The 22,859-nt window shown below is 44.4% G+C and carries 25 protein-coding genes and 1 pseudogene; 14 read left to right on the top strand and 12 right to left on the bottom strand.

From position 1 onward, the window contains the following. Positions 1–133 precede the first annotated feature (133 nt). Positions 134–799: a nitroreductase family protein gene (locus V7K30_RS24245; RefSeq protein WP_335003646.1), complete on the bottom strand. Its 666-nt coding sequence runs from the start codon at positions 797–799 to the stop codon at positions 134–136. Positions 800–933: 134 nt separating this feature from the next. After that, on the bottom strand, positions 934–2,046 hold the full coding sequence (locus V7K30_RS24240) for an alkene reductase (RefSeq protein ID WP_335003644.1): 1,113 nt from the start codon (positions 2,044–2,046) through the stop codon (positions 934–936). Between the two features lie 90 nt (positions 2,047–2,136). On the opposite strand from V7K30_RS24240, the gene V7K30_RS24235 reads away from it, so the two are divergent. Next, entirely contained in the window at positions 2,137–2,340 is a 204-nt protein-coding gene (locus V7K30_RS24235; RefSeq protein ID WP_335003642.1) for a hypothetical protein, read from the top strand. Here the strand turns inward: V7K30_RS24235 and V7K30_RS24230 are convergent. Together V7K30_RS24230 and trxA are read right to left on the bottom strand one after the other, a co-directional pair. Further along, positions 2,337–3,131, bottom strand: coding sequence for an SDR family NAD(P)-dependent oxidoreductase (locus V7K30_RS24230; protein ID WP_335003640.1), 795 nt, complete (start codon positions 3,129–3,131; stop codon positions 2,337–2,339). The two genes, V7K30_RS24235 and V7K30_RS24230, sit on opposite strands and share 4 nt — an antisense overlap. A gap of 128 nt (positions 3,132–3,259) precedes the next feature. Then, a complete protein-coding gene (gene trxA, locus V7K30_RS24225; RefSeq protein WP_094345838.1) occupies positions 3,260–3,583 on the bottom strand; it encodes a thioredoxin in 324 nt (107 codons plus the stop codon). A gap of 80 nt (positions 3,584–3,663) precedes the next feature. Between trxA and V7K30_RS24220 the strand changes: the two genes are divergently transcribed. Continuing rightward, entirely contained in the window at positions 3,664–4,014 is a 351-nt protein-coding gene (locus V7K30_RS24220; protein ID WP_335003638.1) for an ArsR/SmtB family transcription factor, read from the top strand. 247 nt (positions 4,015–4,261) lie between these two features. Here the strand turns inward: V7K30_RS24220 and V7K30_RS24215 are convergent, their stop codons facing one another. The 3 genes from V7K30_RS24215 to V7K30_RS24205 are packed head-to-tail and all read right to left on the bottom strand — an operon-like array spanning position 4,262 to position 6,340. Next, positions 4,262–4,840, bottom strand: a complete 579-nt coding sequence (locus V7K30_RS24215) for a nucleotidyl transferase AbiEii/AbiGii toxin family protein (RefSeq protein WP_335003636.1) — start codon at positions 4,838–4,840, stop codon at positions 4,262–4,264. After that, positions 4,837–5,073, bottom strand: a complete 237-nt coding sequence (locus V7K30_RS24210) for a hypothetical protein (protein WP_335003634.1) — start codon at positions 5,071–5,073, stop codon at positions 4,837–4,839. The genes V7K30_RS24215 and V7K30_RS24210 overlap by 4 nt, the downstream gene beginning before the upstream one ends. Positions 5,074–5,119: 46 nt before the next feature. Next, positions 5,120–6,340 (bottom strand): glycosyltransferase, encoded by a 1,221-nt coding sequence (locus tag V7K30_RS24205; RefSeq protein ID WP_335003632.1) that lies wholly within the window; start codon positions 6,338–6,340, stop codon positions 5,120–5,122. Positions 6,341–6,460: 120 nt separating this feature from the next. Here V7K30_RS24205 and shc point away from each other — a divergent pair, with 120 nt between their 5' ends. Next, positions 6,461–8,371 (top strand): squalene--hopene cyclase, encoded by a 1,911-nt coding sequence (gene shc / locus V7K30_RS24200; RefSeq protein WP_335003630.1) that lies wholly within the window; start codon positions 6,461–6,463, stop codon positions 8,369–8,371. 513 nt (positions 8,372–8,884) lie between these two features. On the opposite strand, the gene V7K30_RS24195 is transcribed toward shc, so the two are convergent. From V7K30_RS24195 to V7K30_RS24185, 3 genes are all read right to left on the bottom strand, one after another. Next, complete coding sequence (locus V7K30_RS24195) at positions 8,885–9,334, bottom strand: orange carotenoid protein N-terminal domain-containing protein (protein WP_335003629.1); 450 nt, start codon at positions 9,332–9,334, stop codon at positions 8,885–8,887. A 591-nt stretch (positions 9,335–9,925) separates the two neighbouring features. Continuing rightward, positions 9,926–10,417: an orange carotenoid protein N-terminal domain-containing protein gene (locus V7K30_RS24190; RefSeq protein ID WP_335003627.1), complete on the bottom strand. Its 492-nt coding sequence runs from the start codon at positions 10,415–10,417 to the stop codon at positions 9,926–9,928. A gap of 382 nt (positions 10,418–10,799) precedes the next feature. Next, entirely contained in the window at positions 10,800–11,198 is a 399-nt protein-coding gene (locus tag V7K30_RS24185; RefSeq protein WP_335003625.1) for a DUF6335 family protein, read from the bottom strand. A gap of 343 nt (positions 11,199–11,541) precedes the next feature. Between V7K30_RS24185 and V7K30_RS24180 the strand changes: the two genes are divergently transcribed. The 8 genes and pseudogenes from V7K30_RS24180 to V7K30_RS24145 all read left to right on the top strand — a co-directional run bounded on the left by V7K30_RS24180 (position 11,542) and on the right by V7K30_RS24145 (position 17,514). Continuing rightward, positions 11,542–12,639: a DJ-1/PfpI/YhbO family deglycase/protease gene (locus tag V7K30_RS24180; protein WP_335003624.1), complete on the top strand. Its 1,098-nt coding sequence runs from the start codon at positions 11,542–11,544 to the stop codon at positions 12,637–12,639. A gap of 144 nt (positions 12,640–12,783) precedes the next feature. Then, positions 12,784–13,482, top strand: a complete 699-nt coding sequence (locus tag V7K30_RS24175) for an SRPBCC family protein (protein ID WP_335003622.1) — start codon at positions 12,784–12,786, stop codon at positions 13,480–13,482. Positions 13,483–13,503: 21 nt separating this feature from the next. Continuing rightward, positions 13,504–13,689 (top strand): annotated as a pseudogene (locus V7K30_RS24170) (zinc-binding dehydrogenase); the annotation flags it as partial. 169 nt (positions 13,690–13,858) lie between these two features. Then, positions 13,859–14,257 (top strand): hypothetical protein, encoded by a 399-nt coding sequence (locus V7K30_RS24165; protein ID WP_335003620.1) that lies wholly within the window; start codon positions 13,859–13,861, stop codon positions 14,255–14,257. Positions 14,258–14,473: 216 nt separating this feature from the next. Continuing rightward, a complete protein-coding gene (locus tag V7K30_RS24160) occupies positions 14,474–14,623 on the top strand; it encodes a hypothetical protein (protein ID WP_335003618.1) in 150 nt (49 codons plus the stop codon). A gap of 189 nt (positions 14,624–14,812) precedes the next feature. Further along, the gene (locus tag V7K30_RS24155) at positions 14,813–15,163 is read left to right on the top strand and encodes a cupin domain-containing protein (RefSeq protein ID WP_335003616.1); all 351 of its coding nucleotides are present in this window, start codon (positions 14,813–14,815) and stop codon (positions 15,161–15,163) included. Positions 15,164–15,463: 300 nt separating this feature from the next. Further along, entirely contained in the window at positions 15,464–16,363 is a 900-nt protein-coding gene (locus V7K30_RS24150; protein ID WP_335003614.1) for an oxidoreductase, read from the top strand. A gap of 215 nt (positions 16,364–16,578) precedes the next feature. Further along, on the top strand, positions 16,579–17,514 hold the full coding sequence (locus V7K30_RS24145) for a quinone oxidoreductase family protein (protein ID WP_335003612.1): 936 nt from the start codon (positions 16,579–16,581) through the stop codon (positions 17,512–17,514). Between the two features lie 211 nt (positions 17,515–17,725). Here the strand turns inward: V7K30_RS24145 and V7K30_RS24140 are convergent, their stop codons facing one another. Then, complete coding sequence (locus V7K30_RS24140; protein ID WP_335003611.1) at positions 17,726–18,958, bottom strand: methionine gamma-lyase family protein; 1,233 nt, start codon at positions 18,956–18,958, stop codon at positions 17,726–17,728. Positions 18,959–19,044: 86 nt separating this feature from the next. Here V7K30_RS24140 and V7K30_RS24135 point away from each other — a divergent pair, with 86 nt between their 5' ends. Continuing rightward, positions 19,045–19,866 carry an acyl-CoA desaturase gene (locus V7K30_RS24135; protein ID WP_335003609.1) on the top strand — a complete coding sequence of 274 codons (822 nt, stop codon included), beginning with the start codon at positions 19,045–19,047 and terminating at the stop codon, positions 19,864–19,866. 373 nt (positions 19,867–20,239) lie between these two features. Continuing rightward, a complete protein-coding gene (locus V7K30_RS24130) occupies positions 20,240–21,292 on the top strand; it encodes a fatty acid desaturase (protein WP_335003607.1) in 1,053 nt (350 codons plus the stop codon). A gap of 95 nt (positions 21,293–21,387) precedes the next feature. Here V7K30_RS24130 and V7K30_RS24125 read toward each other — a convergent pair whose 3' ends face one another. Then, entirely contained in the window at positions 21,388–21,516 is a 129-nt protein-coding gene (locus V7K30_RS24125; protein ID WP_335003605.1) for a hypothetical protein, read from the bottom strand. On the opposite strand from V7K30_RS24125, the gene V7K30_RS24120 reads away from it, so the two are divergent. Continuing rightward, the gene (locus V7K30_RS24120) at positions 21,510–22,589 is read left to right on the top strand and encodes a fatty acid desaturase (protein WP_335003603.1); all 1,080 of its coding nucleotides are present in this window, start codon (positions 21,510–21,512) and stop codon (positions 22,587–22,589) included. The genes V7K30_RS24125 and V7K30_RS24120 overlap by 7 nt on opposite strands. Positions 22,590–22,859 lie beyond the last annotated feature (270 nt).

Genomic DNA, 22,859 nt, shown 5'->3' with positions numbered 1-22,859 from the left:
CAAAGACTCATTAATGGAGTTCAAAGACTCATTAATGGAGTTCAAAGACTCATTAATGGAGTTCAAAGACTCATTAATGGAGTTCAAAGACTCATCCCTTATTCTCCATGCCCCATGACCAATTTAGGGAAAGCTACCCTGCATAAGGGTTGCCGATTCTATCCACAGAGACGTTGGAGGAGAATGGCAAACGACCTGGATTTAAGCGTGGTTCTGCTGCATAACCAACAGGAACTAAAACAGCGATCGCTAAATCTGGATTATCGCCAGCCCCAATTACTTCCTTTACCTGATCCTCAATCCAACCGTTCATAAAACAAGTGGACAATCCTAGACTTTCTGCTGCTAACACCAAATGGGTAGCGGCAATGATGGCATCTTTGATGGCATATTCGCGTTGCTTGTCGCCTAGCGATGCTTGAAATTGTGGGACGGCGGTTTTAAAGTAGTTTACCGTGCCTTCATTCCATGCCCCAGTTTCGGCTCCCCTCTCTAGAATTGTGGTCAAGTTTTGTTCGCCTGCATTAGGATCGGCGGCAAAGACAAAGGTTACAGGTGCTTGGATAATTTGCTGTTGATTCCACGATGCGGCTGACAGTGCTGCCTTTTGCGCTTCATCTTGCACAAGAATAATTTGCCAGGACTGGATATTATAGCTGCTGGGCGCAGCCACGCTTAACTCTACCAGTTGCTTCAGCAGTTCTGGAGTGATGGGGTCTGTTTTAAAAGTTTTGATGGAACGGCGTTTAGCGATCGCACTGGGTACATCTAAAGGTTGGGTTTGGGTTATGGAACTCATAAGATTCTCCTGATGGTTAAGTTTTGACCAAATCATTCGTAATGAATTCGCTGACTCCTTCGCGCTGCGCTAACGCAATTAGGATACAAGCGAATATATTTATTCAGAAAACAACTTTAATTACGAATTACGAATTATGCCTTAGCTACCGGCTCATTAGCAGGCGACCAAAATGGATAGTCTGTATATCCCTGTTCACCACCACCATAAAAGCTTGCTTGATTTGCTTGATTTAGTGGTGCATTTAAAGCGAAGCGTCGGGGTAAATCGGGATTTGATATAAATAATGTGCCAAAAGCAACTAAATCTGCTGCTTTGTTTGCCAGTACAGCATCGCCTTTTTCACGGGTATAACCACCATTGACGATCAGTGTACCTGTAAAGCGATCGCGTATATGACTGGTGGGTACAATTATCCCGCCATGTCTAATATCTGCCTCTATTGCCTCAAAAATATGCAGATATGCCAAATTAAATTGGTTCAACGCTTGAGCCGCATAACCGAATGTTTCCAGGGGATTCGAGTCATGCATATCGTTATAAGCCCCACTGGGAGATAAACGTACCCCGACTCGGTTAGAATCCCACACACTAGTTACCGCCTCTGTCACCTCTAACAGGAATCGGGTGCGATTCTCAATCGAACCCCCATATTTATCTGTACGTTGATTGGTGCGATCGCGGAGAAACTGATCTATTAAATAACCATTAGCCCCGTGAATTTCCACCCCATCAAACCCAGCCGCTAGGGCATTGGCTGCTCCCTGACGGTACTGTTCTATTATCTGCGGTATTTCCGAAGTTTCTAAAGCACGGGGAGTAACAAAGGGTTTTGGCCCCTCATAAGTTGCAGCTTCACCTTTAGGAGCAATGGCAGAAGGTGCCACAGGTAAAGCTCCATTCGGTTGTAAGTCTGGGTGAGAAATCCTGCCTACATGCCATAGTTGCAGAAAAATTCTCCCTCCATGCTGATGTACGGCATCGGTTACTAATTTCCAGCCCTCCACCTGTTCTGGTGAATGAATTCCTGGTGTAGCGGGATAGCCCTGTCCTTCAGGAGTTACCTGTGTTGCTTCAGAAATAATCAGTCCGGCGGAAGCACGTTGGGTGTAGTAGGTAGCATTAAGTTGATATGGTACGTTTCCTTCACTTGCCCTGTTTCGGGTTAAGGGAGCCATTACTATCCGGTTAGGTAGTTCCAGATTCCCTAATTGGTAAGGAGAGAATAAGTTGATATCAGTAGTCATGTCGCTTCGCTCCAATTCAAAATTCAAAATTCAAAACCCCATATCTGAGAGTAAATAGGCCACCCGGTAGGGGCACAGCAATGCTTATATGTGTCAACTTCAGGTAAAACCCTTTTCAAACCTCGTTTCCAGCCAGAGGCTGGAAATGCTGCTCATTGTGGCTCTGCCGCCAGTAAGGGAGGCGGAGCCTCAACGACGGGCATTCCCAGTCTCAGACTGGGAACGAGAGAATCATTAGTCATTGGTCATCAGGCATTGGTTATTTTTCTTCCCCCACTCCCCACTCATCATTAAACAATCGACCGAATAACGCCACCATCTACCCGCAAAGCTGCACCATTAGTTGCTGATGCTACGGGACTAGAAAGGTAAACTACGATCGCTGCTACTTCTTCATTAGTTGCAAAACGTTTAATTAGAGAACTTGGCCGCACATTCTGAAAAAACTCAGCCTCAACTTCAGCGATAGCAATACCACGTTCCTGCGCCAGTTGAGAAATAAAGCCCTCAACTCCTTCTGAGCGGGTTGGCCCTGGGAGGACAGAGTTTACCGTGACTCCAGTCCCAACAGTCATTTCTGCCAGACCTCGTGCAATGGCTAGTTGCGCTGTCTTAGTTGTGCCATAGTGAATCATTTCCACTGGAATCTGAATTGCAGATTCGCTGGAGATAAAAATTATCCGCCCCCAGTTTTGCTCTAGCTGCTTTTGCAGATATTGCCGACTCAAACGGACTCCACTGAGTACGTTAACCTCAAGTATCTTTAACCAGTCTTCATCAGTAATATCAAAGAAGGCTTTTGGCTCATAAATACCGACATTGTTAATGAGGATATCAACCTGAGGAACCTTTTGAAAGAGTTGCTCTATCCCTGATGCAGTCGCTACATCAGCAACAACACCAGAAACTTTTGCATCGGGTGTACTTTGCTTAATTTTAGCGATCGCCTGGGCGATTCGTTCTTCAGACCGACCGTTGACAATCACTGATGCACCCTCTTGGGCTAACCCTTGGGCGATCGCAAAACCAATACCTGCGGTTGAGCCACTTACCAGCGCGGATTTACCATGCAATTTCAAGTCCATTTTGCTCTTTCCCCGTTAGTTGAAGAAACAGAATACTCTGCGAGTGGCGACTGGGGAGCAGAGGGGCAGGGGAGCAGAGGGGAAATAGCCAATGCCCCATGCCCCATGCCCAATGCCCTTAACTTAAATTAAAGATGCTGTGCTAAGGTCTTATTCAAGGTAGTTTTTGGGACTGCCCCTACGACAGTATCGACCTGCCGACCTCCCTTAAAAACCATCAGCGTCGGGATGCTACGAATTCCATAATGGCTGGCGACAGTAGGATTTTGATCTGTGTTCAGCTTCACAAATTTCACCTGTCCTTGGTATTCAGCAGCAACTTCATCGACGACTGGACCCACCATCCGGCAAGGACCGCACCACGGTGCCCAAAAGTCCACTAAGACCGGAATTTCACTTTCCAAGACTTCTTGCTTGAATGTGGCTTCTGTGACATTTGTAATGGATGACATAAATTGCCTTCCTAATTAATTCTATAATTCGATAATATCGAATAATAAAAATATATGCCACCTGATGAGATAATGCAACTATGAGATTTCTTTATCATCCAGATCGAAAAAATATTTTTTTACCGGGAGTGCTGTATGCATTGGGCGATCCAGTGCGGCTAGAGATTGTGCGGCTACTGGCGACTGAGGGGGAACAATGCTGTGCCAGGTTTGATTTTGCGATCGCTAAGTCTACCATGTCCAATCACTTCAAGATTTTGCGGGAGTCGGGGATAGTCTTTACACGCAAAGAAGGGACACAGCACATTAACATCCTGCGGCGTGAAGATTTGGAGGTACTGTTTCCAGGGTTGCTGGATGCGGTGTTGAAAGCCGCTCAACCATTGCCTGTTGAACCCGCGAGTAGTAAACAAACAGCCTCAAGGATTTAGGGGCATTGGGCATTGGGCATGGGGCATGGGGCGATCGCTACCTATTTAAGAATCATCTCGTTTTTCAATTTGTGTTTCTAAATCAGCAAAGATATCATGTTATTCTCGAAAAGCCCTTGGAGTGTGAGATAAGCCTAAATCCATAGATAGTAAATCAATCCCGTCGATAATTTTGGGTATCTGCGCTTGATCAACTTGCAGACCGAGAAAGCATTTCTCCCTGTAATCTGGTCTTCCCTGAAAAAGTTCAACCGCTCTTTTTAAAGGGCGCATAACCTGCATAGGCTTTTTCAGCCTTCTCAATTGATGCTTGAGGGATTGGAGATTGCAGCCTGAGAATTGCTAAATCAATTAAATCTCTTGCCTCAACGCTGTTATCCATGTAACGGTCAGAATTTGACAGCAGCTTAGAGGTAAAACAGTCATTAAAGCTTAAGCAGGGAACGAGTGACCAGTTTAGATATCTTGGTGGATCTAGTTGAAAACGAGTTTCGGCAATAATTTCCGTTTTAATCGGCATATCATCCACAAAAACTATCATCCGAATTCCATATTGGTCAGTTGTGCTACGTCCAACTTGGATTTTACTTAAATCCCGAAATAATGCTTCATGCCCACCCTCAAATACCACTGTACGCAGGTATTTGTAGCCTTCTGTACCAATAGAAGCGATAAAATCAACGTCCTGACTCCAGCGATATTCTTCAAACTCAAATGCAAGAAGGGTTCCGCCACCGAAGTAAGCCGAACCCTTCCTAAGTATGTCAGAATCTAAACATTCAAGAACTGTGAGAATTTTATTATGGTGTTCAAACCTGGAGGTCATAAACAAACTTGCAACCAGGATTTATAGCGTCTAGCGAGTTCCTGAAGAAAATCGAGTTCTTCACCCTCAAGATTATTAAATAGGTTGCGATATTGCCAGCCACGCTCGTAGCGACTCAGCATTTGTTCTGAAGTAAAGCGATATACATCGGCAGTCTGCCAACAAATTGACTCTAGAAAAGGTAGCTTTTTAGGGACAATAACAGAATTATTTGTTGGTGTTGCGGTTGTCATAATTCTTTTAATCAACCACTTTCGGCTTACTTTAATTTTATCCCAATTATAAATTATCCGAACTGGGGTAAACTCTTCCTTTCCAAGCGCCGCCGCGTCCTTGCCAGTGACGGAGTGCTGAGTCTATAGTCATCAGGGTATAGAGAAAAGCGATCGCAGGTAAGCTCAACGCTAACCAGGGAGAACATTTATAAAAGCGAATCGTCGGGTAGTAAGCGAAAGTCATCAACAGCCATCCTAATAAACCCGTAAGTGCGATCGCCCAATTGCTCCAAACTGCACCTAGAATTACACACATAGGTGGAGCTAGATAAATCAGAGGCATTCCCACCAAAGTGCCCAATAGTAGTAATGGAGAATAATTCAGTTGAGTATAGGCACTACGGGCAACCATATCCCAAATCGTCGCCAGCGAGTCATAGGGACGCAAACTCCGAGTCAAGCTACTCAATCCTAGCCAGATACGCCCTTTACTGGGGATTGGGTATATCGCCGTTGTCCCCTTGTCCCCTTGTCTCCCACTCTTCTTAACAGCGTTAGCTAGGGCGCAATCATCAATTAAAGCTTGGCGAATGACTTGAATACCCCCAATTCGCTCTAAAGCTTCACGGGCGATCAGAATAGATCCCCCAGCTGCGGCGGCCGTTGGATTGTTTGGATTATTAACCCAACGAAAGGGATAGAGTTTTTGGAAGAAAAAGACGAAAGCTGGAATCAAAAGTTTTTCCCAAAAGCTTTCGCACCTGAGTCGCACCATTATAGAAACCAGGTCTAAATCTTCTTGGACAGCTTTAGCAACGAGTCGGCGGAGATTACCAGGATCGTGTTCGATATCTGCGTCAGTTAGCAAAAAATAGTCGGGTGCGAATTTACTAGCGCTCTTTATACCTTGCTCAACTGCCCAAAGTTTACCCGACCAACCAGGAGGCAGTAATTCACCTGATATAATATGCAATTGCTGGGGTTTACCTACAGCGTGTGCAACCCCCTCGGCAAAATTTGCTGTCCGGTCTGTGCTGCCATCGTCTACCAAAAACACGTTGAAAGAACCAGGATAATCTTGGAGTAGGAGCGATCGCAAGCTGGTTGATATCAAATCAGCTTCGTTACGGGCTGGAACCACCGCACAAACCACAGGTAACGATTTTAGCTGAGTTTCTCCAATCTCTAATTGTTGGTCTACTCGCCAAAACTGCCCCCGAAAACACAGTAATCCTAACCAAATCGTCAAGGATAAGAGCATCAATCCTAATACAATTACATCCATGACCTATTGCAAATTCTCAGTGACTCAGACACAATACTATGTCTACTGATAGAAGAAAAATTTTTTTCACTCACTGTATTACGGTGTTCATAACTGGGTGTTGAGGTTGAATAGGATTTGATGCAAACACAAGATAGGGTAAAAGTCAATCAACTCGCAACTGCGATCGCAGCCAGCCAACAATATTTGCTTTCGATTCAAAATCTGGCAGGTTACTGGTGGGCAGAGTTAGAATCTAATGTCACCATCACTGCTGAAGCCGTTCTGCTGCATAAAATTTGGGGAACAGACCAAAGCAGACCTTTACACAAAGTTGAAGCATATCTGCGTCAAGAGCAACGGCAGCATGGCGGCTGGGAACTTTACTACGGTGATGGCGGAGAACTTAGCACCTCAGTTGAAGCCTACATGGCTTTGAGGCTGCTAGGTGTACCAGCAACCGATCCGGCGATGATTCGGGCGCAAGGCTTTATTCTTCAACGGGGTGGTATCAGCAAAACTCGGATTTTTACCAAGTTGCACTTAGCCTTGATTGGCTGCTACAACTGGCGCGGTATTCCCTCGCTACCCGCTTGGGTGATGCTGTTACCAAAAGCTTTCCCCGTCAATATCTACGAGATGTCTAGCTGGGCACGTTCTAGTACAGTACCATTACTGATTGTATGCGATCGCAAACCTGTTTTTCTCACCGACTCAGCTATCAACCTAGATGAGCTATACGTTGAAGGTATTGATCAAGTCCGGTGGGAATTACCCCAAAGTGGCGATTGGACAGATTTATTCCTCACCCTTGATCAGGGGTTTAAGTTGGCAGAAAGTCTGAATTTAATACCCTTTCGTGAAGAAGGCATCAAAGCCGCCGAAAAATGGATTTTAGAACGCCAAGAAGCTACAGGCGACTGGGGCGGCATTATTCCGGCAATGCTGAATTCAATGCTAGCTTTGCGGTGTCTGGATTATGACCCAAGCGATCCCATTGTAGAACGAGGTTTGCAAGCAATTGATAACTTTGTCATTGAAACAGAGGATAGCTACCGGGTACAACCTTGTATTTCACCCGTCTGGGATACAGCTTGGGCGATGCGTGCCTTAGTAGAATCTGGCTTGGCACCAGATCATCCGGCTGTAGTGCAAGCTGGAGAATGGTTGCTGCAAAAACAAATTTTAGATTACGGAGATTGGGCTGTAAAAAATCGCCAGGGAAAACCAGGGGCTTGGGCTTTTGAGTTTGACAATCGCTTTTATCCAGATGTAGACGACTCGGCGGTGGTGGTGATGGCACTACATTTAGCAAAACTCCCTAATGAAAAAATCAAGCAGGCTGCGATCGCTCGGGCTTTAAATTGGATTGCATCTATGCAATGTAAACCAGGTGGGTGGGCTGCTTTTGATTTGGACAATGACCAAGATTGGCTCAACTCGATTCCTTATGGCGACTTGAAAGCCATGATTGATCCAAACACCGCAGATGTTACCGCTAGGGTAGTAGAAATGCTTGGTGCTTGTGATTTGTCAATTGATAGTTATAATTTAGAGCGATCGCTTAGTTATCTTCTGCGCGAACAAGAAACCGAAGGCTGTTGGTTTGGTCGTTGGGGTGTAAATTATATTTACGGCACCAGTGGCGTTTTGTCAGCCTTGGCGTTAATTGATCCTCAAAGGCATAAACTCAGTATAGAACGGGGAGCAGCTTGGTTAGTTGGATGTCAAAACCCAGATGGTGGTTGGGGTGAGACTTGCCGCAGCTATGATGATCCTAGTCTCAAAGGGAAAGGAAATAGTACTGCATCTCAAACTGCTTGGGCTTTAATTGGGTTAATAGCAGCAGGTGAAGCAACTGGTAAATTAGCTCTTGAGGCTATTGAGCGAGGAATTGACTACCTAGTGGCAACTCAACAGCCCGATGGTACTTGGTTTGAGGCAGACTTTACAGGTACTGGCTTCCCTAGCCATTTTTATCTCAAGTATCATATGTATCAACAATACTTTCCTTTGATAGCTCTGGGTCGTTATCAAGCAGTTTTGCGTTAGTGGAAGGAGGGGAGCAGGGGAGGCGAGTATTAAAGACTTGCTCACCAGTATCAAAGACTCATTCACGAGTAAAAAAGACTCGTCGGCGAGTATCTCTCGTTCCCAGCGTCTGGCTGAGAATGCCTACTGTAAGGCTTCGCCTCTTGGTAAGCCCAAAAGGCAATAAAAACAATCACAGCCAACAATATAACCACTCTACGTAACCGCAAAAAGTTTTGAAGTACGTTTTGCTTCTGCGCTTTCAAGTTATAGTCTGCGTTTTTCGTCTGTGTCAGGAGAAGATACCATAATAATTGACTTAAAAATAAAGGTGATATCATGTCCGCTTGATTGCTTATTAAACCCGAAGAACCCCACCCCGCCAAAGCTATGCTTTGTCTCCCCTAAGAGCAAGCGGGGAGGGGATTAAGTGGAGCATCTGGCGTGTGGGGTGCAATGACTGTGGGAATCGTAACTAATTATGCGGACATGATATGAGGCATAGCCCCACCTACGGTTTTTGACTCAAAACTGTTACAGCACCCGCTTGAAGAAAGTGACTAAATCCTCAATGTTCGGTGTGTGAAGTAAATCTATTACTTCTGTAGCTTTTTCAGAGGGTATATAGTCATTTGGTACACCGATAATTGAAGTTCCCAAATTTTGGGCGAGCTGATACCAAAAACCCAATTTATCGTCAGCGCTCATTGAAGCGTACTCTTGAGTAGGAACTGCTGTTTCTCCTACTTCTTCTTGTTGTAACAACTGACGCAAACCAAAGAGTTGTTCCGCCTGTGGAAGGTTTTGAATTTGTGCAACTAAATTCGCAGTCTTTTCATTTGGTACATTATTGAGACAGAGCGCCGGAATTTCATCAGAAATCTCAGTGTAAAGTAAGGCTAGCACAGTCAAGCGATCGTCTATATCCAAATTCTGAAATTTTGATCCACTTTGTTCTAAAAAATTGATGTTCGTAGAAGTCATAAAAGCCTCAAAGTAATTAACTAAAAATTATCAAGTGGAAATTGTAAGTAATGGTGAATTAGTTTCATTTTTGTCTTTCTCTCTCATAGATTTAAGTTGGTATTAAATTATGAAAAAACCTAATTAAATCTCCAATGTAAACATTTAGACTCTTCCTTTTATGTCTCTAGTAATATTAAAGATTTAACTTTAGATAAACCACTATAAAAAGATATAAATTTGAGATAATGCAAGCATATTTAAACCAACCAAAAGATAGATAAAATCAACTATAATTACTTTATTGAGTCCAAAAAAAAGGGTCTTACGACTGGAGGATGCAACTGACCTAAAGATATAGATGATCGCAAAGTAAGAGTTTTAGTTTTTAATCTGTGTTTATTCATCAAGAAAAATAAAGACGCCAGTCATCAAAATTCAGCTTTATATTAGGTGACTGGTGGATATAGCAAGTTTTAAGAAAAGAGGTATAAATGGGTATACAGCACTTTGCAAGTAACTGAAGTACACCTCTCTCCGACCCTCCCCGATGCCTTGGGCAAGGTGCAGACTAAATAGGTAGCTTCAAGCAGCCTAAAAAGTTCAAAAGTGCTAAATTCCAGCACCTGCTTTTGCTTCGGCACCCATTGGCGAAACATAATCACGGAAAAGAGTCATCTGTTGCTCAAAGGCTAATCCTTGAATTCTGCCAAACAACACTTTCGATTCTGAGGGAAGTTCATAGTCAGAAGGTACAGGAATGATAGTACCATTATCCATACCTTGAGATAATCGATACCAAAACAGTAACTTAGTGGTATCACCCAAAGAGCCATATTCACGAGAAATTTGGGTATCCACTTTATTAATCAAATCACGCTGAACTTGTAATTGTTGTTCGTGAGATAATTCCTTAACTTGATTAAACAAACCTTCAGCTATTTCTGGGGAAACAGTACTGGCACCAGGAGCAGCTGGCGTAATTGAGCTACCCATTTCTTTGTAAATGAACCAAAACAAAGCCAGTTGTTGATCCACATCCAACTTTTGCCAAGCTTGAACATGTTCACGAATAGTTGGATCGCTAGTTTGTGTAAATGTCATTATTAACTCCGATTGCAATTAATCTCTTTCATTATCAAGGTTATCAAATGGACATTTAGCGTTTTAACCTACTGAAGACAGATGTCTTGGAATCATAAAGAAGAACAATTATAAACAGAATATAAATTCAGACGAAGTATAGTCCGGCATTAAAAGCATTATAGTTGGATAAGCACCCTACATCAAAAGCCAAAATAATGCTTGGCAAAGGCAAGGTGAAGAATTGACAATTTGAATGCTACAAAATTGATAGATTCTCATAAGGTATGTCGCTGGATAGATGTTAGTTTTATTGTGGCAGTGCTTTTATAAGCACTGCCCAATTCAGCGACATCCAATTTGTGAATGTACAGTAAGAATACGGCTTCTGCTTTTATTGAGCTTATTCTCGCCGATCTTGATAATCTTCAGAAGACTTTGGATCTAACTCCCAGCGATCGCCGTCACGTTCCTCTAAAATATCGTTGGTATGGAGAAACTCAGAGTCAGCCATTTCTAGCCCCACTGCTGCTTCTAGCTCCTCAGTTACATTTTGATCGGGAGTGGAAGTACTACCACCAACAGCTTCATCCCCAACTGCATCTGCATCTTCCCAAGAAGTATCAACATCCCCAGCAGTGAATTCAGGACTAGTTTCTGTGTACTCCTGTCTTTCTGCTGCCGTTGAGCGCCCGCCAACATTGTATCCCGACAAGTCTTTCACACCAGTACCGTAGGATTCGGTAATTTCCTGTGGCAAATCATTGGTTTTAGTTTCGTCATTATGATTTTTTTCTGCCATGATACTAGTCCTTTTCTGCATTCTCACAATAACGTTTTCCTGTATCAGATTTGTCTAACTAGAGATGTATAGCTTATAAAATAATCTATCCCCTTGGAACGAAGCTAAACGAGCGATCGCACCATACTATTGGAAATAGAAAATCATGGTAAAGCAACTTGTAGTTGAATTTTTTAGTTATGAGTTAGGGGTTATCGAGCCAAAATTATTCAGTAGCAAAATTCTCACTCATAACTAATTTTTATTATTGGGCAAAAAACAAACATTTAAGTTTAGCCATTTTAACTTTATCGATGCATATTGTAGCTAGTTAAATACTAGAAATAAACAGGTAACACCATCTATGACTGACCATAACAATCATTCCAGTAATAAAAAAGTTGCCATCCTCATTGAACAAGCAGTAGAGGATGCAGAATTTACAGTTCCTTATAATGGACTCAAACAAGCAGGAATGGAAGTAGTAGTCCTCGGTTCCCGAATGAATGAAAAATATAAGGGTAAACAGGGCAAACTTAGCATCCAAGCTGATGGTACCACGACAGAAGCGATCGCAGCCGAATTTGATGCAGTGGTGATTCCTGGTGGGATGGCTCCCGATAAAATGCGGCGAAACCCTAACACAGTACGCTTTGTCCAAGAAGCCATACAACAAGGAAAATTGGTAGCTGCTGTTTGCCACGGCCCACAACTTTTGATTGAAGGCGACTTGCTTAAAGGTAAACAAGTTACTGGCTTTAGCGCTATTGCCAAAGACATTGTTAACGCTGGCGCAAATTATTTAGATGAGCCGCTGGTAGTTGATGGGAATTTGATTACATCTCGTGAACCGGGAGACTTGGCAATTTTCACCACAGCTATTTTAAGCCGTTTGGGTTATGGTGGCAAAGATGCTGCATTACCAAATGAGAAAGACACAAGTGCTGAATGGTGGAAGCTGGCTGATGCTTGGGGTGGCTCAACTAAAGGTGATATTGCCAAAGGTTTAAATACTGCCCTTACTGGTGAACGTTATTCGCTAGAAACATTTGAGAACTACTTTGAAAAGGAATCAGATAGCGAAGTAAAATCAGTCTTTCAAGAAATCATTGCTAATAAACAGCGCCACATTGAAAAATTGGAAACCTATCTTCAGCTACTGGGCGAAAAACCCTCTTTAGGGGCAAATATTGCCAATCAGTATGCCAAGGTGAAAACTGCCTTGACAGGAAGTGATGACATATATCAGTTACGTTCTGCTTTGGGAGATGTGCAAACTGGTATCGGCGATATTGGCAATTTGTGTGCAATGTACACTGACCCAGTAGCAACTGCTATTTTCAAAGAAATTTACCACGATTTATTGAAATACGAACAGCGATTGGTAGAACTATATCGGGCGCGGATAGGTGTTCAGGTTCAGCCTCCTAAGCCGACTACAGGGGCTGCTGTGTCAATGTAAGGTCTTTTTGAATGAACTGCACAGCGAAGTCGGAGTGGCGGCTTTTGCCGCTCTGAACTTCGGTAGGCGCAAAAAACACAGAGATAGAAAGAAGAGAGTATTTGCGCCTCTGTGGTTAATTTACTGTGATGGAGATATAAAAAAGTGACTTCAACATCAGGCGATAAACTAAGTGCAAGCCAGACTGAAGCTAGTGATGTAGAGCGTTGGGCATCTCTCATCGGTGGCGGTGCTATGGTACTGGTGGGTTTAAGACAAGGTTCTTTGCGGGGAGCTTTGACGGCTTTAGCGGGTGGTGGTTTGATCTATCAAGGTGCAACTAAACAAAGCACGATTCAGCAAGCACAAGAAGCAATAGGAATAAACCAACCCATCAAAGTTGAAAAGACGGTAACAATTAATAAATCGGCAGAAGAATTGTATAGCTTTTGGCGCAATCTTGAGAATCTGCCCACATTTATGAAGCATCTCAAATCTGTTAAGGTGTATAACGAAAAACGTTCTCACTGGATAGCGAATGCACCTTTGGGTAACAGTGTGGAATGGGATGCAGAAATTCTCGAAGATCGGGAAAATGAATTTATTTCTTGGGCTTCTGTAGAAGGTGCAGACGTTGATAATTCTGGTTTTGTCCGCTTCAAAAAAGCACCAGCCGATCGCGGCACAGAAGTTAAGGTTGTTTTGGAGTATAATCCTCCAGGTGGAGCATTGGGAGCTACCGTAGCTAAACTTTTTGGTGAGGAACCAGAACAGCAAATTGGTGATGAATTGGGTCGCTTCAAGATGTTAATGGAAGCAGGCGAAATTGCCACCACCGAAGGTCAACCAAGTGGACGCAAGTAGTTATTTGCCCAATGACGCCAGATGATTAGTGCCTACATGATGGGAGCCGAAGCGATCAATAGCGATCGCTTTCCCCAACGCCTGGAAATGGCGAAAAAGTTTGCCAAAGCAGAAGTGATTAACTACGAAGAAGTTAATGCTGGCGAAGTGTTGAAAGAGATGACTGGTAGCCGTGGCCCCGATGCTTGCATCAATGCTGTTGATTTATAAGACTTCTACGAGCAGACAAAACAAAAGCTCAGATTGCACCATCCGGCTATCATATTTTTCAACAAACAAAGGATAACTGGATCAAAGTTGTTCTTAAAGCCTGAATGGTAAATAGTCATTCAGCGTTTTAAATTGTACACCCAACATAATGTAATTGAGGTTTTTTATGAATCGAGTAATCTCATCGCTGCGGAATATTCGGATCTCCCAAATCCTTATAGTTTTTCTAGTAGGATTCATGTTCTTATTGGGTCAGACTTTTAGCTCCCCAAACATAGCACAAGCTGATGTTAAAACTCCAGAGGGGACTTATTATAAAGTAATCCCAAATGAGCAAGGTGAAATTAGAAACGATACCCAAACAACAAATACCCAAAATCCATTAAAAGAAGCTGCTGAGAATATCCGTGAAAAGCTAAACTTGGATGAAAAAACTCCTAGAGCTACAAAAGAGTTTCTGAAGTCTACAAAAAATAAAGTCGAAGAAACAGTTGAGCCATTGACTGGAGAGAAAGAGGGTTATTACCAAAATCCTTCTAGTAAACAACTGAGAGATAGAAGGTAGACTTGTAGCAAATTTTGAGTCGAAATTTTTGACTCGTACTTGAATAAGATTTGAGTAGTTACTGAGACGCGATAATTATCGCGTCTCAATATTAGGCTAAATCGAGTATTTATCTTGATATTAACGAGCCAAAAATCATAATTAAGGACAAATAATTATGAAAATTTTGCTACGCAGCAGATTATTCCGTCGTTTGGTGAATGTAAGCGCTCAAAGTTGGTAGCGTTAGTCAGTGGTGTAGAGGCATTTGCAAAGCGTCTGGTAAAGTTGCGGCTTGTCGCCAGACATCGCACCAAAGCTGAAAGCATAGCCCAGCTACCGACTACTACCAACATGGCTGACGATCAAACGCAAAAACAGCAATGAAGAACAGAATATTGAGCAAAAGAAGCAATTCGCCATGATGGATAATTTGTCCAAGTCCATCATGGCGAATAAACAGCTTAAAACTCCTGGTGACAAAGGTTTGCAAGATGTCAGGCTGATGCCGCTAATTTACTAAGCAGTTAACATTGGCAAAACAATCAAAGTTTAAAACTAAAAAAGGCAAAAAATATGTCTGATACATCTGATACAACCGTTCTTAAAGTAGACTCTAGCCATTCCCCTAAAGGTCAACTTGGTCAGAAATATCTTGCATCTGGCAAAACTATTTCCATGCGCCTGTGGGAGAATGAGCAAGCGAATGAACCTAAAGAGCCAGCAGCGCGAGAATACGAAACTATTGGTTATGTAATCACTGGTCGTGCAGAATTGCATATCGAAGGGCAAACCATTTTACTAGAGCCTGGGAGTTCTTGGGTAGTACCAAAAGGAGCCAGCCACACCTATAAAATTTTAGAACCATTCACTGCTGTTGAGGCAACAAGTCCACCCGCTCAAGTTCACGGGCGAGACGAAAACTGATTTGCAGTTATCTAAAATTCTGCGATCGCTAAAAACTTATAGCCGCTTGCAATTGCATGAAATATAGAACCTTCGTAGGGGAACAGCATTTTTGTTCCCCTTTTTACTGTCCTTTGCGGCTGAGAAAGAATTGCCCAAAATGTCAGGCGATCGCAAGGCTTACTTTGACTTGCTATCTAGTTTAGTAAGGTACAAACTCGTAATCAAATACCCATAGTCGAATGGCACTAAGAAAAGATGAAAATGATAGAACTAATTATCAATGTATGCCACATTCAAAAACACTGAAGGAAAGACAAGATGACTAATCAAACGAACCTCGGCGGCAGTTTTACACTCCCAGGCACTTCAATGTCTCTCAAGCGTATGGGTTATGGCGCTATGCAACTCGCGGGGCCTGGTGTTTGGGGACCCCCACGCGATGTTGACGCCGCCATTGCCGTTCTGCGCGAAGCTGTTGCGCTCGGAATCAATCACATAGACACCAGCGATTTTTACGGTCCGCACGTTACCAATCAGGTTATTCGGCGGGCATTGCACCCCTACCCAGAGGGATTAGCGATCGTCACTAAAGTAGGAGCTCGCCGGGGCGAGGATAAATCGTGGCAAGTAGCCCTCTCGCCCAAGGAACTCGTCGATGCCGTTCACGATAATCTTCAAAATCTTGGTCTGGAAGCGCTCGATGTCGTGAATCTCCGCCTCCCAGACCAACAGGAATCGGCTGAAGTTTTCATCGAAAAACCGCTGACGGTACTTGCTGACCTGAAGCGTCAGGGTCTTATCCGCCATATTGGTCTCAGCAACATCACACCCCAGCAATTCGCAGAGGCTCAGTCGATCACTGAGATTGTTTGCGTCCAGAATCAATACAACTTAGCGCACCGCGACGATGATCCGCTGATCGACGAACTTGCACGGCTCAATATCGCGTTCACGCCATTCTTTCCACTTGGCGGGTTCACGCCGCTGCAATCCTCAGCACTTGAAGCAGCCGCAGCCTCGTTGAAAGCTACACCCATGCAAGTTGCGCTTGCATGGCTGCTTCAGCGCTCCCCTAATATCTTGCTCATTCCAGGCACGTCGTCGGTCGAGCATCTGCGCGAAAATCTTAAAGCCGCGACTTTGCAGCTGACTCCAGAAACGATCGCCGATCTGGACTCGATCGCTGCAAACGCTGGGGTGACAGCAGAAATGCACTGAGATCGAGTCCAGAAATCACGCCCGGCCGCTGGGGCAGGTGCGTCCATCGTCAGCCCTTCGGCTGACTATAAACGTCAGGCGGCACAATCTTTCCGTGTGAGAGGGCCGCGAGCGATCGCGGGAGAACCTACTCATGCAAAACACCCCCCAACCCTACTCATGCAAAATACCCCCCAATCCTACTCATGCAAAATACCCCCCAAGAGATGAAAGCAATGGCTGTTGACGAGTTCGGCGGCCCCGACAAGCTGACTATACACACCCTACCCGTGCCTGCGGTGGACGCGGGCGAAGTTTTGATTCGCATCGAGGTCGCCGGAGTTGGCATCTGGGACGCGATGGAGCGCGAAGGTAAGCTGGTGTATAACGAAGTTCACTTCCCGCGCGTGCTGGGCGCTGAATGTGCGGGCACCATCATCGCCATTGGCTACGGCGTCGGGCGCTTTGCCGTTGGCGATCGCGTTTACGCCCAAGCCTTTATGAACCCTAAGGGCGGTTGCTACGCGCAATACGTCGTGGTACCCGAAAAGGTGGTCGCGCCGGTGCCCGATGGCCTCGATATGCTGATGGCGGGCGCCCTGGCCGTTACCGGTCCGACGGCGCTACGCGGCTTAGAGGCGCTAGGCACGGGCGACGAAGTTAAATTGATGCTGTGGGGTGCGAGCGGCGGCGTCGGTCACGTCGCGCTTCAACTGGCCAAGCGCATGGGCGCGCGCGTTTTCGCCATCGCATCGGGCGCAGACGGCGTAGAGTTGGCCAAGCAGTTGGGCGCCGACGAAGCGGTGGACGGACACAGCGACGACATTGCACAGCGCGCCCGCAAGTTCGCGCCCGACGGCTTCGACAGCGCGCTGGTGCTGGCGGGCGGCGACAAAGTTCAGGACACGATGGAGCTTTTGCGAAAGGGCGGGATCATCGCCTTCCCGAACGGCGTGATGCCCGAACCCAAAGCGCCCGACGGCGTGGAACTCAAGTTGGCTAATGGCTTCGCCGACCCGATGTTGCTCGACCAACTCAACCGATTGGTGGGCATCGGTGAGTTTCAAGTTCACATCGCGCAGACGTTTCCGCTCGAAGAGGCCGCGCAAGCGCAGTCAGCGATGGAAGAGCATTATCTGGGCAAAATCGTGTTGCGCGTGAGCGGCGCATAAGAGCCTGGCGAAAGAATGTCGCCATAAATCACCAACCTCCGCCCAACAAGTGCTAACATTGCCAGGATTACCTGGTTCAACTGACGCATCGTCGTAGCGTTTATCTGCGGTAGCAAGCACTGTAACAGTGATCGGATATCGAACATGGGCTGATTCGCTTTCACTAATTTCTCAATAAACCTCATGCGGTGCGGAATATATGCTATAATAATTACCCAAACTTTCCGACTGCATCGATCGCAGCCTCCAAGGCGATCGCCACATGAGTCCAATGAGTCCCCCCCTGGCAATAAACCACATAGGGCGATCGCATTGGCCCATCTGCTGATAATTCCAAAGTACTCCCTTCAATAAATGTCCCGCCAGCCATGACTACCTGGCTCTCATACCCCGGCATTTCATCTGGAACTGGGTCTAAGTAGGAACCGATTGGAGAATGTTGTTGTATGGCTTTACAGAAAGCAATTAGCTTTTCAGCAGAACCGAGTTTGATTGCCTGAATCACATCCCCACGGGGAGCCAGGGGTGCGGGATTGACTGGATAACCAAGTTTGTCAAATACATAACCAGTAAGATAAGTCCCTTTCATCGCCTCTCCTACCATCTGCGGAGCCAGAAATAGTCCTTGGAACAGCAGGCGATTTTGGTCAAAAGTAGCACCGCCATAGCTACCGATACCAGGAGCAGTGAGGCGACAGGCGGATGCTTCCACTAAGTCAGCGCGACCGGCGACATAACCGCCAGCGCTGACAATGGTGCCACCAGGATTTTTAATCAATGAGCCGGCCATTAAATCAGCACCTACGCCTGTAGGTTCCCTGGTTTCAATAAATTCGCCATAGCAGTTATCTACAAAGCAAACGGTGTTCGGGTTTTGCTGTTTGACTAAGTGGACAATTTTTTCAATATCGGCAATTGATAAACTCGGACGCCAAGAATAGCCACAAGAACGCTGAATTAACACTAAACGAGTGTTTTCAGCCACACTAGTACTTAAAGCTTGCCAATCTATAGTTTCTTGGGGGGTTAGCTCCAATTGGCGGTATTTTATGCCAAACTCGATAAGGGAGCCTTGACCTTGACCCCGTAAACCAATCACTTCTTCAAGCGTATCGTAGGGAGAACCGACCACTGCTAACATTTCATCTCCGGGACGGAGGACACCAAACAAAGCACAAGCGATCGCATGAGTTCCCGAAACAAACTGCACTCGCACCGCCGCAGCTTCAGCACCCATAACTTCGGCAAAAACTTTATCTAAAGTTTCTCGTCCCAAATCATCATGACCATAGCCACTTACACCTGCAAAGTGGTGTGCGCCCACACGGTGATTACGAAAGGCATCCAGGACTCGTTTTAGATTATGCTTGACCTGAGTGTCAATTCCAGAAAAAATTTCTAATAGTGCCTGTTCTGCTTGCCGCAGCTGTTCTAAGCTGTTCATCAGTTCCTCGTTCAAAATAAAATTATAGATATGCGGATTTTTAGATCGCACAGACTAGGCTGGAAAATTCAAATTCAGGTTACTGCATGACAATTGCTACTTCAACTAAACCTCAAATTAACTGGGTTAATACCCTGTTTTTCATTGGACTGCATATCGGCGCTTTGTTTGCCTTTGTTCCTGGTAACTTTAGCTGGACGGCAGTTGGTGTGGGTTTCTTGCTGTATTGGATAACTGGTGGTTTAGGCGTTACTCTGGGATTTCACCGCCTTGTTACCCACCGCAGTTTTCAAACTCCCAAGTGGCTAGAGTATCTCCTGGTTTTCTTCGGGACACTCTCATGTCAAGGAGGCCCAATTGAGTGGATAGGAACACATCGTATCCATCATTTGCACTCTGATACTGACGCTGATCCCCATGATTCTAATAAAGGCTTTTGGTGGAGCCACATGGATTGGCTGATTCACTACTGTCCCGCTCACGCTGATGTTCCTCGTTTCACCAAAGACATTGCCGAAGACCCAGTTTATCAGTTTTTAGAAAAATATTTCATTTTGATCCAGGTTGCTCTGGGTGTATCGCTTTTGCTTCTGGGTGGCTGGCCGTTTGTTGTTTGGGGAATTTTTGTTCGGATTGTCTGGGTTTACCACTGCACTTGGTTAGTGAACAGCGCGACTCACAAATTTGGCTATAAGAGCTATGATTCTGGTGATCGATCGACTAATTGCTGGTGGGTAGCCGTACTAGTTTTCGGTGAAGGCTGGCATAATAACCATCATGCCTTTCAATACTCAGCTCGTCATGGGCTGGAATGGTGGGAAATCGATTTAACTTGGATGACTGTTCAATTGCTGCAAGCAGTTGGTCTGGCTACTAATGTGAAGTTGGCCCCAACAAAAATTAGTTAGGAGTAGAGACGCGATTAATCGCGTCTCTACAGGAGTTAGGAGTTTGCAATTACGTTCAATGTGAATCAGTCAATGTAAATTTTTATTTTGCCGTCAATTTTTCTCAAACCCTGATTTTGGGTAGACACAGAAATCTTTATGGCACAAGGAGCGTTTATCATTCACATCAGGCATGAGTTAAGAATCTAAACTCCTAACTCATCACTCATAACTCCTAACTGACCACTCCTGACTCCTCACTTTTCAAAATTATATTTACGGGTGCGCTTGTGTCGGTTAGATTGCTATAATCCGAAGCGCTAATATTAAGAAATTTTGCGGCAAGTTGCTTTTTGGTGACTTGGTGGAGGAGTTTGTTGTTTTTCAGGTGTCCATGACTACATCAATAATTAACAGCCAGAAACTAAGTGACGAGCCTGGTAATTCCGACCTGAGGCTCAAAGATATTGTCAAAACCCTGCCACGGGAATGTTTTCAGCAGAACCGTCGCAAAGCCTGGACACAAGTAATAATCAGTGTCTTGGCAGTTGCTTTAGGCTATTACAGCCTGATTATCACTCCTTGGTTTCTTTTGCCCCTAGCTTGGATTTTTACGGGCACTGCTTTAACAGGTTTTTTTGTAATTGCCCATGATTGTGGTCACAGGTCTTTTGCCAAACGTCGTTGGGTAAATGATTTGGTGGGGCATTTCTTCATGATGCCGTTAATTTACCCCTTTCACAGTTGGCGGATTAAGCATAATTATCACCATACTCATACCAACAAGCTGGATGAGGACAACGCTTGGCATCCAATCAGACCAGAAGTGTTTGAAAATTGGGATCAAACCCGGCAGTCTGCTTTTGAACTGTTCATGCGTAAACGCTTCTGGTGGGTAGGTTCCATTGGACATTGGGCAGTTGTACATTTTGATTGGCGGAACTTCAAAACTAAAGACCAATCGAGTATCAAGCTTTCTGTGGCTGTAGTAGTTGTGTTTGCAGCGATCGCTTTTCCGATTCTCATCGCCACAACTGGTATCTGGGGATTTGTCAAGTTTTGGCTAGTGCCCTGGATGATTTACCATTTTTGGATGAGTACTTTTACTATTGTTCACCATACTGCCGCAGATGTTCCTTTTGTGACAGTGAACAAGTGGAATGAGGCTCTAGCACAGCTATTTGGCACTATTCATTGCGATTATCCGCGTTGGGTAGAAATCCTGTGCCACGATATCAATGTTCATGTCCCTCATCATATTTCCACTGCGATTCCTTCTTATAATTTGCGGCTAGCTTACAGCAGCATCAAAGAAAATTGGCAGCCTTATCTGCATGATGAGTGTCAGTTTTCTTGGTCTTTAATGAAGCAAATTACAGACCAGTGTCAACTGTACACAAATGATGTTGGCTATAAGACTTTCAACGAATATTATACAGAGCGATAAATAGCACTGTAATTACACTCACGCTCTTGCACCAACGAGAGCGTTTATCATGCTGTGTTTAAATAGAATCTGGCAATTGTTTCCTGACTCAAATTTTAGATAAATTGCCAGAAATTATCTTCTTGTGTGTTAGCGATCGCTAGTTTCGTGGGCATCCTAGAAGTGAGATTGTCTGATCTCAAATCAAGTTCTGATTTATATCCAACAAAAGAATCCAGTGCCATCAAATATCATTACGTTCAACAATCCTCCTGGCTCTGAAACGTCTGAGGATACGACTAAATTACCTTTCACTCTTCAGGATTTAAAAGCTGCAATTCCTGCTGAATGCTTTCAGCCCAATGTGAGCAAATCACTTTTTTACTTTTTTCGTGACATCCTGATTATCGGTTTGCTTTATGCAGTAGCTTATTACCTGGATTCTTGGCTTTTCTTCCCGATTTTTTGGCTAATGCAAGGAACGATGTTTTGGGCTTTGTTTGTAGTAGGACATGACTGCGGACACCAATCTTTTTCTAAGCATAAATGGCTCAATGATTTGATTGGACATCTTTCTCACACACCAATACTTGTTCCTTATCATGGTTGGCGGATTAGTCACAGAACCCATCACAAAAATACTGGCAATATCGATAACGATGAAAGCTGGTATCCTGTGACCGAATCACAATATGAGGAGATGCCATTAGCACAAAAGATAGGCAGATATTATGCTTTTCTATTGGCTTATCCTGTGTATTTGTTTAAGCGTTCTCCTAATAAGGAAGGCTCCCACTTTTTGCCCAGTAGTTCGCTTTTCAAACCATCGGAAAAATGGGATGTCATCACTAGTACTGTACTTTTGATTGGGATGGTAGGTTTGCTAGGTTTCCTTACCTACCAATGGGGTTGGATGTGGTTGCTGAAATATTACGCTGTCCCCTACCTTGTGTTCATAATTTGGCTAGATTTGGTGACATTCTTGCACCACACTGAGGCAGACCTTCCCTGGTATCGTGGAGAAGATTGGACTTTTCTCAAAGGCGCAATTTCTAGCATTGACCGTAATTATGGTTTGGTTAATCATATCCATCATGATATCGGCACTCATGTTGCTCACCATATATTCCTTAACATCCCTCACTACAATTTGCTGAAGGCAACTGAGGCAATAAAACCAGTGATGGGTGAGTATTTCCACAAATCGGAAGAACCAATTTGGAAGTCATTATGGAATTCATGTATCAGCTGCCATTTTGTCCCTGATACTGGTAGTAAGGTTTACTACACATCCAACAATAAGTTAGCTAAAGGCTAAGACTCAGATTCCCGACTTATTGAAATCAAGTCGGGAATCTTGTATTTTCGTCGGTGCTTTCTGACTATTGACTGTTGAAAACTGCCTCATTTAAGATAACCTTTTCTAAAAATTGTATTAAAGATTACCCAGATACCTGCAAATAACTTACTTTTTCAGGGGCGATCGCATATTACATTATTAGTGCTTCTAACTCCGTCAGTATTTGAGCGTCCTTAGCCTGCGGTAAATTTCAACTTCCTGGCTGTAAAATAAAATCTAGATAGATGA

This window comes from Nostoc sp. (assembly GCF_036917655.1).
Lineage (GTDB): Bacteria > Cyanobacteriota > Cyanobacteriia > Cyanobacteriales > Nostocaceae > Nostoc.
The sequence above is the reverse complement of the archived record's forward strand: the minus strand, read 5'-3'. Positions and strand labels throughout refer to the sequence as shown.

Bases quoted from the DNA above. Each gene is read 5' to 3' on its own strand.
- V7K30_RS24245 (WP_335003646.1), bottom strand. From the start codon at position 799: ATGAGTTCCATAACCCAAACCCAACCTTTAGATGTACCCAGTGCGATC.
- V7K30_RS24240 (WP_335003644.1), bottom strand. From the start codon at position 2,046: ATGACTACTGATATCAACTTATTCTCTCCTTACCAATTAGGGAATCTG.
- V7K30_RS24230 (WP_335003640.1), bottom strand. From the start codon at position 3,131: ATGGACTTGAAATTGCATGGTAAATCCGCGCTGGTAAGTGGCTCAACC.
- trxA (WP_094345838.1), bottom strand. From the start codon at position 3,583: ATGTCATCCATTACAAATGTCACAGAAGCCACATTCAAGCAAGAAGTC.
- V7K30_RS24220 (WP_335003638.1), top strand. From the start codon at position 3,664: ATGAGATTTCTTTATCATCCAGATCGAAAAAATATTTTTTTACCGGGA.
- V7K30_RS24215 (WP_335003636.1), bottom strand. From the start codon at position 4,840: ATGACCTCCAGGTTTGAACACCATAATAAAATTCTCACAGTTCTTGAA.
- V7K30_RS24210 (WP_335003634.1), bottom strand. From the start codon at position 5,073: ATGACAACCGCAACACCAACAAATAATTCTGTTATTGTCCCTAAAAAG.
- V7K30_RS24205 (WP_335003632.1), bottom strand. From the start codon at position 6,340: ATGGATGTAATTGTATTAGGATTGATGCTCTTATCCTTGACGATTTGG.
- shc (WP_335003630.1), top strand. From the start codon at position 6,461: ATGCAAACACAAGATAGGGTAAAAGTCAATCAACTCGCAACTGCGATC.
- V7K30_RS24195 (WP_335003629.1), bottom strand. From the start codon at position 9,334: ATGACTTCTACGAACATCAATTTTTTAGAACAAAGTGGATCAAAATTT.
- V7K30_RS24190 (WP_335003627.1), bottom strand. From the start codon at position 10,417: ATGACATTTACACAAACTAGCGATCCAACTATTCGTGAACATGTTCAA.
- V7K30_RS24185 (WP_335003625.1), bottom strand. From the start codon at position 11,198: ATGGCAGAAAAAAATCATAATGACGAAACTAAAACCAATGATTTGCCA.
- V7K30_RS24180 (WP_335003624.1), top strand. From the start codon at position 11,542: ATGACTGACCATAACAATCATTCCAGTAATAAAAAAGTTGCCATCCTC.
- V7K30_RS24165 (WP_335003620.1), top strand. From the start codon at position 13,859: ATGAATCGAGTAATCTCATCGCTGCGGAATATTCGGATCTCCCAAATC.
- V7K30_RS24155 (WP_335003616.1), top strand. From the start codon at position 14,813: ATGTCTGATACATCTGATACAACCGTTCTTAAAGTAGACTCTAGCCAT.
- V7K30_RS24150 (WP_335003614.1), top strand. From the start codon at position 15,464: ATGACTAATCAAACGAACCTCGGCGGCAGTTTTACACTCCCAGGCACT.
- V7K30_RS24145 (WP_335003612.1), top strand. From the start codon at position 16,579: ATGGCTGTTGACGAGTTCGGCGGCCCCGACAAGCTGACTATACACACC.
- V7K30_RS24140 (WP_335003611.1), bottom strand. From the start codon at position 18,958: ATGAACAGCTTAGAACAGCTGCGGCAAGCAGAACAGGCACTATTAGAA.
- V7K30_RS24135 (WP_335003609.1), top strand. From the start codon at position 19,045: ATGACAATTGCTACTTCAACTAAACCTCAAATTAACTGGGTTAATACC.
- V7K30_RS24130 (WP_335003607.1), top strand. From the start codon at position 20,240: ATGACTACATCAATAATTAACAGCCAGAAACTAAGTGACGAGCCTGGT.
- V7K30_RS24125 (WP_335003605.1), bottom strand. From the start codon at position 21,516: ATGGCACTGGATTCTTTTGTTGGATATAAATCAGAACTTGATTTGAGA.